Origin of the sequence: Peribacillus sp. Hz7 (assembly GCF_042136355.1) — a bacterium.
Classification (GTDB): Bacteria; Bacillota; Bacilli; order Bacillales; family DSM-1321; genus Peribacillus; species Peribacillus asahii_A.
Genome location: NZ_JBHHJV010000010.1, coordinates 30,496 through 45,224, shown reverse-complemented (window position 1 = coordinate 45,224; position 14,729 = coordinate 30,496). Strand labels below are relative to the sequence as shown.

Sequence of the window (14,729 nt, the reverse complement as noted above, 5' to 3'; positions counted from 1 at the left end):
ATAAGTAAAGAAATCATAAAGAATTCATTAAAAATTTCCAGATGAACTTTTTACAGATTTTCCGAACAAGAAAGCCCACTTCTTTAGAGGTGGGATGGTAGAGAGGTCGAACCAGGCGTGTCTCGTGACACGTTAATGGTTCGATTTTTTTAGTGATGTGGGCGTATTTCTTGTGGTAGGAACTGGTGTTCTTGTGAAATGGTTTTATAGAAAACAAGAGAGGAGGAAAAAAACATGTTTGTCACACATTCATTTCGTATTCCCTATGAGGAATATCTATATGAAGAATTAAGAATGATGCAGAGAGAAGCAGCTTCTGTATGGAATGATATCGTTCGAGAAGCGACTTCTTATTATGTTTCTCGTAAAAAGTGGTTAAGTAAAACAGAGATTCAATCTGTTCGAAAACAAACGTATCAGCTCCATTCTCAGACCGTTCAAGCCATTGCGGATAAGTATGAAGCGAATCGAGAAACGATTCGACAGCTTCGAAAAACGGATAAAAAAGCGAAGTATCCGTGGAGAAGAAAATACTATTATTGCATCCCATTAAAAAAAGCATCGATGGATATAACCCAAGATACCATTTCGATAAAAAAGGCATCCTACGGATTTTCACTTTCTGAATTGTTGACTAAAAAGAAAAAGAAGAATTGGAACGAAAAATTCCCAAAGAAAAATGAAGTCATTCTTCTTCCTAATCTTTCGGAGGAACCGTTAGATGAATGTAACCACGCAGAAATTGTATGGAGAGACGGTGCCTATTGGTTTTGTTATACTGTGCAAGTCCCTGAAAGGGATCTATCATCGTTTGATAAAAAGGTGGCTGGTGCTGATTTAGGAGAAATTCATGCCGTGGCAGTCGCGACAGAAAACAAGGCTCTTCTTGTTTCAGGACGAGCCATGCGTAGTATCTCTCAATTCCGAGCGAAAGTATTGGCGGAGTTAAGTAAAAAGATGTCTCGCTGTAAAAAAGGATCTAATCAATGGAAAAAGTATAAACAAGCCAAATATCGCATTCGTCAAACTAGTAAAAATCAACTCAAAGAGTTGGAACATAAAACCACAAAAGAAGTCGTTTCTTTTTTAGTCGAGGAACAAGTTACACATTTCGTGATAGGCCATGCATCAGGCATTGAAAAATGGACAAAGAAGAACGAGAAAAAGAAACAAAAAACTAGTAAAGTCAGAAGGCAACAACTGTCGTTGTGGAACCAAGGGAAAATTAAACAAAAACTCACCTATAAAGCTGCATTGATGGGGATAAAAGTAGAGAAAACAGAAGAAAGTTACACCTCTCAAGATTGTCCGTTTTGTAACGGACGACATCAAGCGAAAGGAAGACACTTTATTTGTTCTGTTCATAAAACAGAAATCCATCGTGATGTAAACGGAGCACAAAATATTGCCCGTAAAAAACATACGATGGCAGTCCAATCTCTTTATTCGGTCCTATTCAAACAACCGATTTGGTATAAACGCTTTTTGTCTGAAGAAATCAGACAAAAAACGAAACATCCGAAGGATAAACCGAAGAAAGAACTAAGTATCGCCAGTCGAATGGCGTAGTGGCACCGACCTTGCCCTTTTGAAAGACTGTTTTTCTCTCAAAAGTTGCTCGCCCAAGTTTCACCCCTGCACCTTCCTGTGAAAGTTTGTAAGTGGAATGTTTGCGAGAAAGAACCCCACTGGCTCCAGCCGTGGAAGTGGTCAGAATAAATTGTTAACGGTGATGTAAAAATAAAATAAATTTTGCAAAATGTTTAGCAAAAGGAAGCACAATCACAGAGGTTATAACATTAAATAGGACGCTAGCATGGGCAAGCTGTGTTGCTGGATTTGTTGTAAAATAGGCAGCAAGTTGTTCTAATTGATTAACCAATGGAAGAAAGGCAAAAACACCTAAGACATTTAGCCATATATGAGCATAGGCGGTGAAGGTTGCTTCTTTACCTGAACCGATGCTGGCCATGTAGCCTGTAATACATGTGCCGATATTCGAGCCGAGCATAATAATAATGGCTGAGGAAACGGATAGCTCCCCGCTTGCTAAAAAGCTCATTGCCATGCCGATAACGGCTGAACTAGAATGAATGCAAGCTGTTAACACAATCCCCACTAATAAGCCGATAATCCAATGCTCCTTCATCTCTATTATGAGAGTTTGAACAATTGGATAGCTTGCAATCGGTGAGGATAAATATTTAAAGCCGCTCATGGCCGCAAATATGGCACTTAGGCCGATGAAGGCAATTCCGCTGCTTCGTAGGACAAGATGAGGAATACACGTTAAACAGGCTCCACAAATAAGGCCAGGAATGATGAGGGAATCTAGAGAGAATGTTAAAAACTCCGTAATGAAGGTTGAACCAATGTTTGTCCCAAGGATAATGCCGATTGTTTGTGGGAACGTTAAGCTTCCAGCGGATACGAAGCCGACTGTCATCACCATTACAGCGGAACTGCTTTGTAACAATCCGGTAAAGCCAATCCCAGTAAGAAATCCTTTCCATGGTTTATTTGTTAGTTTTAATAAGAGAGCTTGCAAGGCTTCTCCGGATAAGTGGAATAAACCCATCCGAAGTACAGCCATTCCAGCTAAGAAGATTCCAATAAATAAAAGAAATAAAAATAAATTGTACATGCCTCCACCTCCTTATCATGTTATGGCTAAGTAAATGAGGAAATAACTTCTAAATAGGAAAAATTTCAAAAGATGCATAGCTGTCTATTTAAGTTCCGTTTGCGCTTTTGAAATAAGTTTTGTTTTATTGGTTGACCTGTTAAAAATGATATATTATAATTGTTTAGTACATGTATAACATGTTGCGAATATAAGTTAGTGTGTTGTTTTCGGAGGGAGGGAAAGAGATGTCTAAAACCGTTGTTCGTAAAAACGAATCGCTTGAAGATGCTCTTCGTCGTTTCAAACGTACTGTATCTAAATCAGGATCGCTTCAGGAAGCTAGAAAGCGTGAATTTTATGAAAAGCCAAGCGTAAAACGTAAGAAAAAGTCTGAAGCTGCAAGAAAACGTAAATTCTAAGAGAGGGTGGAATGATGAGTCTTCTCGAGCGTTTAAATAATGATATGAAACAAGCGATGAAGAACAAAGAAAAGGACAAACTCTCTGTTATTCGCATGTTAAAAGCTTCGCTTCAAAATGAAGCGTTAAAGCTAAGACAAGAATTAACAGAAGAAGAAGAATTGACAGTGCTCTCTCGCGAATTAAAACAACGCAAAGACTCCCTCAATGAGTTTGCAAATGCAGATCGTACCGATCTCGTGGATAAAATCCGTATCGAAATAGGTTACGTTGAGGCATATATGCCGGAGCAACTTTCAGCAGAAGAAATATCTTCAATTGTTAAACAAACAATTGAAGAAGTAAATGCCACATCTAAAGCAGATATGGGGAGAGTTATGAGTGCTTTAATGCCTAAAGTAAAAGGCAAAGCAGATGGTTCTCTGGTTAATAAATTAGTACAACAACATCTATCTTAAACTCAAAACCTAAGCCGCAGGCGTATGCCTGTGGTTTTTTGCTGTATATAGGCTAAACTTGAGGAACGCTTCTTTAAAGAAATTCTTCTGATTTGTTTGGTAATCTCGAAAAAACTTTATATTTTGAAACTTTATCTGAAACTTTTTTAAAAGTGAATCGTACTGTTAAGTATAGAAATTTAAAAAACGGGAAAGGAGGAGTCTCGTTGAGAAGTTGGCGTGTTGTTTTTCTTTTTTGTCTTATGATATTTTTACTAGTGCCCTTTGCGTCTGCAAAAGATAAGGTCGTGTATGTTGTGCCAGTGGAAGCAACCGTTGAGAAAGGCTTGGCTGCTTTTTTAGAGAGAGCTTTAGATACAGCGGAGTCAGCTCAGGCGGATCTTGTTATTTTTGAAGTGAATACGCCAGGTGGTGCGGTCGATGCTGCTGGGGAAATTGCAAAATTATTAACAGATACATCAGTCAAGACGGTTGCTTATGTGAATAATCGTGCTTTATCTGCTGGGGCGTATATCTCGCTAAGTGCGGATGAAATTTATATGGTGCCAAGTGCGACAATGGGGTCAGCTGCTGTGATTGATTCAGCTGGAAATGCAGCGGACAAGAAAGCGCAATCATATTGGTTAGCGGCTATGGCTACAGCTGCTGAACAAAATGGACGTGACCCCATCTATGCAAAAGCGATGGCGGACGAAAATATTGATTTGCCGGAGTATGGAGCCGAGAAGGGAAAACTGTTAACCTTCACAGCTAAACAAGCAAAAAAGGCTGGATATAGTGAGGGTACGGTCTCAGGGAAAGCGGAACTGTATAGTATACTAGGAATAGAGGGTGCAGATATTCGTTCACTTGAAGAAAGTTTTCCTGAAAAGCTTGCTCGTTTTTTAACGAATCCGTATGTTATCCCTCTTTTATTAACGCTTGCGGGTATAGGGATTGTGATTGAGATATTTTCTCCAGGATTAATTTTTCCTGGGCTTATAGGTGTGCTTTCATTAGTCTTGTTCTTTTATGGACATCTTGTTGCCGGGCTAACAGGTTATGAAACGCTTGTGCTGTTTATACTTGGTATAGTTCTAGTTATATTAGAATTCTTTATTCCAGGAGGGATTGCAGGTTTATTAGGCCTTACTGCGGTTGTTGGAAGCTTATTTTTGGCAGCGAGTGATCCAGTCCATATAACAATTTCGTTGTTAATTGCGCTGACAGTGTCTATTTGTTTATCCATTCTATTAGTAAAGGTGTTTGGGAAAAAGATGAAATTTTTTAGAAAAATGATATTAACTGATTCAACGAACACGGAACAAGGGTATGTAAGTAATCCGAATCGAACAGAATTGATTGGGATGCAAGGGAAAGCGGTAACTGATTTAAGGCCTGCTGGTACGGCAATTATCAATGAAGAAAGACTAGATGTCGTGTCTGAGGGAAGTTTTATTTTAAAAGGTTCTAGTGTTAAAGTGGTGAAAGTAGAAGGGTCTCGAATTGTCGTTCGAGAAGTTCCAGAAAATTAAAGAATGCAGAGGAGGATGAAATAGTGTTAGGAGCAGATACAATCTTTTTAATCGTGGCTGTTATTGCAATTATTGTGGTATTGGCTGTATTTTTTACATTTGTACCAGTGATGCTTTGGATTTCAGCTTTAGCAGCTGGTGTTAAAGTGAGTATTTTTACATTGATTGGGATGAGGTTGCGTCGCGTTATTCCAAGCCGTGTTGTGAATCCGTTAATTAAAGCACACAAGGCAGGTCTTGGAGTAAAGACGAATCAATTAGAAAGTCATTATTTAGCTGGTGGGAATGTAGACCGAGTTGTGAATGCGTTAATTGCTGCTGAACGTGCAAATATCGTATTGCCTTTTGAACGAGGTGCAGCCATTGATCTTGCAGGGCGTGATGTATTAGAAGCTGTGCAAATGAGCGTTAATCCAAAAGTAATTGAAACGCCATTTATTTCTGGTGTTGCGATGGATGGAATTGAGGTAAAAGCAAAAGCAAGAATTACTGTTCGAGCGAATATTGAGCGCTTAGTCGGTGGTGCTGGTGAAGAAACGATTATTGCCCGTGTTGGTGAAGGGATTGTTTCAACAATCGGTTCGTCTGACAATCATAAAAAAGTGTTGGAAAACCCGGATTTAATTTCGAGAACGGTTTTAACTAAAGGGTTAGATGCCGGTACAGCGTTTGAAATCTTATCGATTGATATCGCGGATGTAGATATCGGAAAAAATATCGGGGCGATTCTTCAAACAGACCAAGCGGAAGCGGATAAAAAAATCGCTCAAGCGAAGGCCGAAGAACGTCGTGCGATGGCTGTGGCCTTAGAACAAGAAATGGTTGCTAGGGTTCAGGAAATGAGAGCGAAGGTAGTAGAATCTGAAGCGGAAGTACCGCTTGCGATGGCAGAAGCGTTAAAAACAGGAAATCTTGGTGTGATGGATTATATGAACATCCAAAATATCACAGCTGATACGAGCATGCGCGATTCAATTAGCAATATTTCTAAAGATCAAAAAGAAACATAATAGGGGAAATGGAGGAGTGTAAATGTTCGAGTTTTTATTCGAGAATCCATTTCTACTGATTATTTTAATTGGTATCCTCTCTTCGATGTTTAAGAAAAAGAAAGAGCCGAATCGAACTTCACCGCGTCAACCTGAAGCACCGAAGAAGAAATGGCAAGAAGTGATTCAAGAGATACAGGAAGAGTGGGAAGAGAAGACGACTGCAAAGCCTATTCAAGAAGCAAAGCCAGTTCAGTCTGCTGAAGCTGTAGAAGTACAGGAAGAGGATGAAAGAAGAATTGCTGAATTAAAGCGTCTTCAACAGGCATATGAGGAACAACAGAAGCGAGAAAGGGAATCTGAAACGGCTGTTTCTACACCGTCTATTGCTTCTGCTGCTGCGAAGGTCATTTCAGATGATCAAAGTCCTGTGTATCATAAGGAGCTTTCATTTGGGAAACAAGAATTAATCAATGGTATTATTATGTCTGAGGTCCTTGGGCCCCCAAGAGCGAAGCGAAGCTTGCGGCAATCTCGTCGTTAGTACCGTGTTATCTTAGGCTCTGGTACTATGAAATTGTGGATGTTAAATAATAATTATTTAACATCCACAATCTAAAAAAGAGTGCTAGAACCCCTTTTCATTTCATACATTTGAGATGAAAGGGGGTTCTTTTTTTATGGCGCGTAAATGGGGGCAACAATTAAAACAGCTCATTGTCAAAAAAGCAGACCTTCCAGAAGATGTCATAATGGACCTTCCACGAATCACGATGATTGGACAATTGCATATTTATATTGAAAACCATCGGGGATTGTTAGCCTTTACTGATCGTGAAGTAAGGCTGATGCTTAAACATGGTCAACTGTTAATAAAAGGCTCAGCCTTTGTTATAAAAACGATTTTACCTGAAGAGATTATGCTCGAAGGTCAGATTGAACAAGTTCTTTTTATTAATGAATGAGTCCTGGGAGGTACCGATGAAAAACCAATGGACAAACTATTATACAGGCTATGTAAAAGTAAAAGCATTCGGGAGAGGGACAGAACGTTTGATTAATAGCTTAACAAGAAGAGGGCTTCATGTGTGGGATGTCAAGCGCATAGGCACTGAGGCCCTTGTTTTTTATATGGAGATAAGCGATATTCCAAAGCTACGTCAAATCGTTCGCAAAAGTGATTGCAAGGTTACCTTTTTACATGGAAAGGGCGTTCCGTTCTTATGGAAGCGAGTTTTAAAGAATAGCGGTTTTTTAGTAGGCTTATTTGCTTTTTTGTTTTCTATTTTTATTCTCTCTAATATGGTCTGGGGGATTGAAGTCCACAATGCTAAGCCTGAAACGGAGCATGCGATTCGTAAAGAGTTAGAGAGGATGGGCGTGAAAGTAGGAAAGCTGCAGTTCTACCTTGATGATGTGGATACGATTCAGCGTAAACTATCAGATGAAATCGAGGAGTTAACATGGGTTGGTGTGGAATTAAAAGGGACGACCTTTCATTTTCAAGTCGTTGAGAAACAACAACCGAAAAAGGTGGAAGCGACATCGCCGCAGCATCTTGTTTCCAAGAAAAAGGCAATCATTACTGAGATGTTTGTTGAAAAAGGAAAATCGATTGTTAAAGTGAATGATTATGTCGGAAAGGGACAACTGCTTGTTTCAGGTATTATCGGTACAGAAGAGAAACCAGAAATTGTGCCAGCAAAAGGCGTTATTAAAGGACAAACATGGTATAAAGCGAAGGTGGAAGTGCCACTTGAAACGAAATTCTCAGTCTATAATGGTGATGAAAAAACAAAACATTATTTAAAATTTTGGAATGTATCTATCCCGATTTGGGGATTTGTAAAACCAGACTATTCAGATTATGAAGAGGAAGTAACAATCCGGCCGCTGTACTTTTTACAGTGGAAATTACCGGTGAGTTATAAAGAGAAGACATGGAGAAGTAAAGAGGAAATAAAGCGAGTCTATACCAAGAAGGAAGCTGTTGCAGAAGGCAAGAAAATGGCAAGGAGTAATCTTGAAAAACGAGTAGAAGAGGATGTGGAAATCATTGGCGAAAAAATTTTGCATCAATCGATAGAGAATGGTAAAGTTAAATTATCGATACATTACCAAGTTATAGAAGATATAGCGACAGGACAATCAATCATTCAAGGAGACTAACGAATGTCAGAAGATGTAAAAGTATTAAACTTAGAACTTGAATCAACGAATGAAGCTTATGCTCTATTAGGGAATGCTGATTCGAATGTAAAAGTACTCGAAGAAGAGCTGCACGTTTCTGTTATCACACGTGGTGAAGCAATTTGTGTGGCAGGGAGCCTTGAAGAAGCTGAAATGGCTCAGGATATTTTAAAGGCGCTGTTATCTGTTGTACGTAAAGGAATCAACATTAGCTCTCGTGATGTTGTATATGCGATTGAACTGGCTAAAAAAGGAACATTAGAGTATTTTCGTGATTTATATGAAGAAGAAATAGCGAAGACAGCAAGAGGAAAATCAATCCGTGTTAAAACCATTGGTCAAAGACATTATATCCAGGCGATTAAAAGACAAGATTTAGTGTTTGGCATCGGTCCTGCGGGAACGGGAAAAACGTATCTTGCTGTTGTGATGGCTATCAATGCATTAAAAGATGGACGAGTTAAGCGAATTATTTTAACAAGGCCAGCTGTTGAAGCGGGGGAAAGTTTAGGCTTCTTACCAGGCGATTTAAAGGAGAAAGTGGATCCATATTTACGTCCATTATATGATGCTCTGCATGACTTATTAGGAGTGGAGCAAACGCAAAGAATGATTGAACGAGGTACAATTGAAATTGCGCCGCTTGCCTATATGCGTGGACGTACATTAGATGATGCATTTGTCATCTTGGACGAAGCGCAAAATACAACAGAAGCGCAAATGAAAATGTTTTTAACTCGTCTTGGCTTTGGTTCTAAAATGATTATTACAGGTGATCGAAGTCAAATTGATTTACCAAAAGGTGTAAAATCCGGTTTGATTCGGGTAGAAGAGATTTTAAAAAATGTTAAAGGTTTAACTTTTATATATTTAGAGCAAAGTGATGTAGTGAGGCACCCGCTTGTTGCACGAATTATTACCGCATACGAGCAGGCGAATGAATAGACCAAAGCAATCCGCCATGTGAAACTGGCGGATTTTTTAAACGAAGGTGAAACTTTGATGAAAAACTGTTATCATTTTACATAACTTATTACTTCATTTGAATCCGCACATCAAAAGTATGTTTTTTCTTGAAAGGAGAGTCTTCTTTGAGTCAGATTCAGAAGTTTTTTGCAAAATTAAAAGAGCTAATGGTCCATCGGCTGTTTCAAGTGTTATTATTTATTGTGGTTAGTACGTTTGCTTATGCCTTGATGTATTCTAATGTGAAACCTGAGAAGATTCATATCGAGCTTTTTAAACCAGCTGAACAAACAATTCGTGCGACTAAAACGGTTGAAGATACATATAAAACAGAACAAGAAAAAGAAGAAGTTTTAAAGCAAGTGGCTGATGTATATACGCTTAAAAAAGAGTATGCCAAGAATAAGGTTGACTTAATTGCTTCGATTTTTGACTCGGCGATTGAAGTGTATGAGGAAACGAGCGAAGAGGCATTAAAGGAAGACGAGAAAGCTATTGCTAAGACAGATGCACAGAAGGTTTCCATTTTAAAAGAAAAGCTGACAGATGAAGTGAATAAAGACATTGAAGAATCTGTTTTTTTAGCATTAGTTCGAGCAGATGAGGACGAATTAAACATTACAAAAGATTTAACGATTACAGCTGTTAATAATGTGATGAGTTCAAGAATTGCAGCGGGCGATGTGGAGAATGCCAAAAAACGAGCTGAAGAGGAATTGCGCTATACAAGTATTAGCAATGATATGAAGAAGGCTGCTATTTCGTTAGCTCGTTCGGCTATTATTCAAAATGTATTTTTTGATAACGAAAAAACGGAAGAACAGCGAACAAAAGCGGTTGAAAATGTGGAGCCGGTGCGTATTCTTCAAGGGCAAGTTATTGTAAAGGAAGAACAGCTTGTTGATCGCGAAATTTATCGTCAACTTGAATTAGCTGGGTTTTTAAATACGGAAAAAACAATATATCCATATCTGGGCTTATTATTATTTATTGTGTTAACTTTGATAGCCTTTTATTATTTCTTTTATTCTTCCGCTTCAAAGAAGGAACAGCAGCATAATCAGCTGTTAATTTTTAGTCTCGTCTTTGTCATCGCTTTATCGATGATGAAAATCTTTAGTATACTTGCTGATTTTCAACATGCCGATTTAGTGTATTTCTTTCCAGGAGCAATGGCAGCGATGATTAGTAAAATGCTCTTGAATGATCGTTTTTCTGTAGCAATGACGCTTTTACTAAGTTCATATGGAACGATTATTTTTAATGGAGAAACTCCGAGTAATTTAGATTATTCGATGGGATTATACATTATGTTTAGCGGTTTCGCCGCGATTATTATTTTATCTCGTGATAATTTTAAAACAAAGGTGTTATCAGCAGGTAGCCTATTGTCGTTAGTGAATGTGGCGTTTTTATTCTCATTGTTATTTATTATGGATGGGCATTATTTAAAAATGGAGTATGTATATTATAGTATTGCAGCCATTGTATCCGGCCTTAGTTCAGCTGTTTTAACGATGGGGCTGTTACCATTTTTTGAAGCCGGCTTCGGTGTATTATCGACAATTAAGTTATTAGAGCTGTCTAATCCTAATCATCCATTGTTTCGAAAGATTTTGACGGAATCACCGGGCACCTACCATCATAGCGTTATGGTAGCTAATTTGGCGGAGTCTGCTTGTGAAGCAATTGGGGCGAACGGTTTACTTGCCCGGGTAGGTTGTTACTATCACGATATTGGTAAAACAAAACGACCTCAGTTCTTTATTGAAAATCAAATCACTGGAAGCAATCCACATGATCAGTTGCCGCCGAGAACAAGCAGGGATATTATTATTGCGCATGCAAGTGATGGCGGTGAGTTGTTGCGAAAGCATAAGTTTCCTAAGGAAATTATCGATATTGCCGAACAGCATCATGGCACAACTTTATTAAAGTTCTTTTATTATAAAGCGTTAAAACAAGATGAGACCGTACAGGAATCAGAGTATCGTTATCCCGGCCCGAAAGCGCAAACGAAGGAAGTCGCCGTGATTGGCATTGCCGACAGTGTGGAGGCTGCCGTAAGGTCGATGCAACAGCCGACTCCAGAAAAGATTGAAGAGCTCGTGATTCAAATTATTAATGACCGTATTCAAGATCACCAATTTGATGAATGTGATATTACGATGAAGGAGTTAAGTATTGTAAAATCTTCACTCTGTGAATCGTTAAATGGGATTTTTCATTCGCGCATTGAGTATCCTGAGTTTAATAAATTAGAACAGAAGGTGGAAGCATGAGATTAGAGCTTGATTTTATCGATGAAACAAATGAAATTTCCGAAGAAGTGCAAAAGCTGGTAGAAAGTGTTTTGCAGTTTGCCGCTGAAAGGGAAGATATTGAGGAAGGGACAGAGCTTTCCGTTACGTTTGTCGATAATGCTAGAATCCAGGAGATTAATAAAGAGTACCGTAATAAAGATGCAGCAACGGATGTCATTTCTTTTGCACTTGAAGAAATGGGAGAAGAAGAGATTGAAATTATTGGTGCGGATATGCCTAGGGTTCTTGGAGATATTATTATCTCTATTGAGCGTACGAAAGAGCAGGCGGAGGAGTACGGGCATTCCTTTGATCGCGAACTAGGCTTTTTGGCTTTGCATGGCTTTTTACATTTGCTCGGCTATGATCATATGACCGAAAGTGATGAGCGGGTCATGTTTACAAAACAAAAGGATATTCTAGATGAGTACGGGCTATCGAGAGAAGCGTAAATATCCTTTCGTCAAGAGCTTTTATTTTGCTCTAAGAGGGATTTGGGAAGGTGTTAAAACAGAGCGAAACATTCGAATTCATAGTATGATGACAGTAGTGGTGATTTTATTAGGAGCGTATGTTTCACTTAATTGGATAGAATGGCTCTTTGTTCTGATTGCCGTTACGGGGACGATTGCGCTTGAACTAGTCAATTCGGCGCTTGAACGAGTAGTCGATTTAGTGACAGAAGAGTATCATCCGCTAGCACGTCAAGCAAAGGATATGGCAGCAGCGGCTGTCTTATTATATGCTGTATTCTCTGTGATTGTTGGAATTGTCATCTTTTTGCCGAAGCTGATCAGTACGTAAATATTTATTGGAAGGATGATGTTAGATGAATCAGCAGCAATTAATAGAAGAAGCAAAATTAGCAAGAGAGAAGGCCTATGTGCCATACTCCAAATTCAAGGTAGGTGCGGCTGTTTTAACGAAAGATGGAAAAGTTTATCATGGGTGTAATATTGAAAATGCAGCTTATAGCATGTGCAATTGTGGGGAAAGAACGGCTTTATTTAGTGCGTATGGTCATGGAGACCGCGAGTTTCAAATGCTTGCGGTTGTAGCGGATACGGATGGACCTGTGTCTCCTTGTGGAGCATGCAGACAAGTTATTGCGGAACTTTGTGATAAAGATATGAAAGTACTATTAACGAATTTAAAAGGCGATGTGAAGGAAATAACGGTTGAAGCCCTACTTCCAGGCGCTTTTTCAGCGGAGGATTTACATGAATAAATTATTTGATGATAGACAAGTGCAAGGTCATAAATCGGGATTTATCTCGATTATTGGTCGACCGAATGTAGGGAAGAGTACGTTTTTGAATCGTGTTATTGGGCAAAAAATTGCCATTATGAGTGATAAGCCCCAAACAACGAGAAACAAAGTACAAGGTGTATTAACATTGAATGATTCCCAAATGATTTTTATAGATACGCCAGGTATTCATAAGCCGAAGCATAAGCTTGGCGATTTTATGATGAAAGTTGCGACTAACACACTGAAGGAAGTCGATTTGATCTTATTTATGATTAATGCGACAGAAGGATATGGTCGCGGTGATGAGTTCATTATTGAAAAATTAAAAAATGTAAACACACCTGTTTTTTTAGTTGTAAATAAAATTGATGCGGTTCATCCTGATGAACTGCTGCCGCTTATTGAGCGCTATCAGCGTTTATATCCTTTTGCATCTGTTGTACCGATTTCAGCTCTAGAAGGAAATAATGTGGAGACGTTGCTCGCGCAAATTAAAGATCATCTACCAGAAGGACCGCAGTTTTATCCAGCAGATCAAGTGACTGATCATCCGGAGCGGTTTATTATTTCCGAGTTAATTCGTGAAAAAGTGCTTCACTTAACACGTGAGGAAATCCCTCATTCTGTTGCTGTTGTAATCGATTCGATTAAAAAAATGGACAATAGTGAAACGATTAATGTCATGGCAACCATTGTAGTCGAACGAGACTCACAAAAGGGAATTGTCATCGGCAAACAAGGAAAGATGTTGAAAGAAGTCGGAAGTCGTGCTCGAATTGACATTGAAAATTTATTAGGCTCAAAAGTGTTTTTGGAGCTATGGGTCAAAGTGCAAAAGGATTGGCGCAATAAAGCAGGCCAGCTCCGTGATTATGGGTTTAATGAGGACGAGTATTAATTAGCAAATTTTACGCTTCATGAAAGTAGAAAATTAGGTCAAGCTATTCGTAAGGTTGGAAATGAACATATGCTAGTTAACATGAAAGGTGGGCCTTATGATGTTGGATTTTACCTGGAAAGTGTTTAGTGAAACAGGTAATGTGGACACTTATCTTCTTTTTAAAGAGATAGAAGTCGAAAAACAGGAAAGAGCCGAGCAGTCAACTGAGGAGCTAGCAAATATTGATTTTCCTGTTTCCTAACGTTTAGTTAGGCGAGAATTGGTGGTGTCTTTATTATGTTTCAAAAATGTGAAGGCATAGTCATTAGGCGATCCGATTATGGAGAGAACAATAAAGTCATCACGATTTATACACGTGAATTTGGAAAAATAGGTGTTATGGCAAGAGGAGCAAGCAAGCCTAATAGCAGGCTTGCTTCTGTTACGCAATTATTTTGTTATGGTTATTTTCTTGTAACGCCTTCAACAGGTCTTGGGAGTCTACAGCAAGGTGAAATGGTAGATTCTATGCGTTTTATACGCGAGGACTTATTTGCGACAGCTTATGCCTCTTATATTATTGAATTATTGGATCGAAGCGTCGATGATAAAAAGGCGAATCCATACTTATTTGAGCTTTTATATCAAACGTTACATTACATAAATGAAGAATATGACCCAGAGGTGTTAAAGTTTATTTTTGAAATGAAAATGCTTCCGGTTAATGGGATTCATCCTGTATTAAATCAATGTGCAGTCTGCGGAGAAACAGAAGGTGTGTTTGCTTTTTCACTTCGGGAGGCAGGGTTTATTTGTCATCGCTGTTTTGATAAAGATTCCTATCATTTAAAACTATCGCCGGCTGCGGTTAAGTTGTTACGTCTGTTTTATTATTTTGATTTATCACGCCTTGGCAATATTTCCATCAAGCCGGAAACGAAGAAAGAGCTGCAAACGATTATTGATGCCTATTATGAAGAATATTCCGGACTTCACTTGAAATCAAAAAGATTTTTAAAGCAGTTGGATTCGATGAAAGATTTGCTTTAAGGTTGACTTTTTTTACTTTGTTGGATAGAATACAATCATCTAAAATATGAAGTTGCGTTGATGGAAAGGAGTACCTGTCTTT

The 14,729-nt window shown here is 38.7% G+C and carries 17 protein-coding genes and 1 other annotated feature (1 of these 18 running past the window's edge); of the genes, 16 read left to right on the top strand and 1 reads right to left on the bottom strand.

Annotation, left to right across the window (positions count from 1 at the left end; translation table 11 throughout):
• The first annotated feature begins 234 nt into the window (after positions 1 to 234).
• The gene (locus ACE199_RS14400; RefSeq protein WP_375350399.1) at positions 235 to 1,569 is read left to right on the top strand and encodes an RNA-guided endonuclease InsQ/TnpB family protein; all 1,335 of its coding nucleotides are present in this window, start codon (positions 235 to 237) and stop codon (positions 1,567 to 1,569) included.
• 154 nt (positions 1,570 to 1,723) lie between these two features.
• Here ACE199_RS14400 and ACE199_RS14395 read toward each other — a convergent pair whose 3' ends face one another.
• On the bottom strand, positions 1,724 to 2,644 hold the full coding sequence (locus ACE199_RS14395; RefSeq protein ID WP_252290859.1) for a Na/Pi symporter: 921 nt from the start codon (positions 2,642 to 2,644) through the stop codon (positions 1,724 to 1,726).
• Between the two features lie 227 nt (positions 2,645 to 2,871).
• Here ACE199_RS14395 and rpsU point away from each other — a divergent pair, with 227 nt between their 5' ends.
• The 15 genes from rpsU (at position 2,872) to recO (ending at position 14,647) form a co-directional block, all read left to right on the top strand.
• Positions 2,872 to 3,045: a 30S ribosomal protein S21 gene (gene rpsU / locus ACE199_RS14390; protein ID WP_119115575.1), complete on the top strand. Its 174-nt coding sequence runs from the start codon at positions 2,872 to 2,874 to the stop codon at positions 3,043 to 3,045.
• A 14-nt stretch (positions 3,046 to 3,059) separates the two neighbouring features.
• Positions 3,060 to 3,503, top strand: coding sequence for a GatB/YqeY domain-containing protein (locus ACE199_RS14385; protein WP_127762627.1), 444 nt, complete (start codon positions 3,060 to 3,062; stop codon positions 3,501 to 3,503).
• Between the two features lie 206 nt (positions 3,504 to 3,709).
• Positions 3,710 to 5,017 carry an NfeD family protein gene (locus ACE199_RS14380; RefSeq protein ID WP_375350398.1) on the top strand — a complete coding sequence of 436 codons (1,308 nt, stop codon included), beginning with the start codon at positions 3,710 to 3,712 and terminating at the stop codon, positions 5,015 to 5,017.
• A gap of 41 nt (positions 5,018 to 5,058) precedes the next feature.
• Complete coding sequence (gene floA / locus ACE199_RS14375; RefSeq protein ID WP_180319852.1) at positions 5,059 to 6,027, top strand: flotillin-like protein FloA; 969 nt, start codon at positions 5,059 to 5,061, stop codon at positions 6,025 to 6,027.
• Positions 6,028 to 6,049: 22 nt separating this feature from the next.
• Positions 6,050 to 6,550, top strand: coding sequence for a hypothetical protein (locus ACE199_RS14370; RefSeq protein WP_127761411.1), 501 nt, complete (start codon positions 6,050 to 6,052; stop codon positions 6,548 to 6,550).
• 136 nt (positions 6,551 to 6,686) lie between these two features.
• Positions 6,687 to 6,971 carry a sporulation protein YqfC gene (gene yqfC / locus ACE199_RS14365; protein ID WP_127761410.1) on the top strand — a complete coding sequence of 95 codons (285 nt, stop codon included), beginning with the start codon at positions 6,687 to 6,689 and terminating at the stop codon, positions 6,969 to 6,971.
• 16 nt (positions 6,972 to 6,987) lie between these two features.
• Complete coding sequence (gene yqfD, locus ACE199_RS14360) at positions 6,988 to 8,175, top strand: sporulation protein YqfD (protein ID WP_375350396.1); 1,188 nt, start codon at positions 6,988 to 6,990, stop codon at positions 8,173 to 8,175.
• Positions 8,176 to 8,178: 3 nt separating this feature from the next.
• Positions 8,179 to 9,141: a PhoH family protein gene (locus ACE199_RS14355; RefSeq protein WP_375350395.1), complete on the top strand. Its 963-nt coding sequence runs from the start codon at positions 8,179 to 8,181 to the stop codon at positions 9,139 to 9,141.
• A 146-nt stretch (positions 9,142 to 9,287) separates the two neighbouring features.
• On the top strand, positions 9,288 to 11,444 hold the full coding sequence (locus tag ACE199_RS14350; protein ID WP_375350394.1) for an HD family phosphohydrolase: 2,157 nt from the start codon (positions 9,288 to 9,290) through the stop codon (positions 11,442 to 11,444).
• A complete protein-coding gene (ybeY, locus tag ACE199_RS14345) occupies positions 11,441 to 11,917 on the top strand; it encodes an rRNA maturation RNase YbeY (protein WP_252290853.1) in 477 nt (158 codons plus the stop codon). Before ACE199_RS14350 ends, ybeY begins: the two co-directional genes overlap by 4 nt.
• The gene (locus tag ACE199_RS14340; RefSeq protein WP_252290851.1) at positions 11,889 to 12,269 is read left to right on the top strand and encodes a diacylglycerol kinase family protein; all 381 of its coding nucleotides are present in this window, start codon (positions 11,889 to 11,891) and stop codon (positions 12,267 to 12,269) included. The genes ybeY and ACE199_RS14340 overlap by 29 nt, the downstream gene beginning before the upstream one ends.
• A gap of 25 nt (positions 12,270 to 12,294) precedes the next feature.
• The gene (locus ACE199_RS14335; RefSeq protein WP_119115566.1) at positions 12,295 to 12,693 is read left to right on the top strand and encodes a cytidine deaminase; all 399 of its coding nucleotides are present in this window, start codon (positions 12,295 to 12,297) and stop codon (positions 12,691 to 12,693) included.
• Positions 12,686 to 13,615 carry a GTPase Era gene (gene era / locus ACE199_RS14330; protein ID WP_252290847.1) on the top strand — a complete coding sequence of 310 codons (930 nt, stop codon included), beginning with the start codon at positions 12,686 to 12,688 and terminating at the stop codon, positions 13,613 to 13,615. Before ACE199_RS14335 ends, era begins: the two co-directional genes overlap by 8 nt.
• Before the next feature lie 100 nt (positions 13,616 to 13,715).
• Positions 13,716 to 13,859, top strand: coding sequence for a YqzL family protein (locus ACE199_RS14325; RefSeq protein WP_127762624.1), 144 nt, complete (start codon positions 13,716 to 13,718; stop codon positions 13,857 to 13,859).
• Positions 13,860 to 13,894: 35 nt separating this feature from the next.
• Positions 13,895 to 14,647: a DNA repair protein RecO gene (recO, locus tag ACE199_RS14320; protein WP_252282582.1), complete on the top strand. Its 753-nt coding sequence runs from the start codon at positions 13,895 to 13,897 to the stop codon at positions 14,645 to 14,647.
• Positions 14,648 to 14,695: 48 nt separating this feature from the next.
• Positions 14,696 to 14,729: a binding site (T-box leader), on the top strand (it continues 145 nt past the right edge of the window).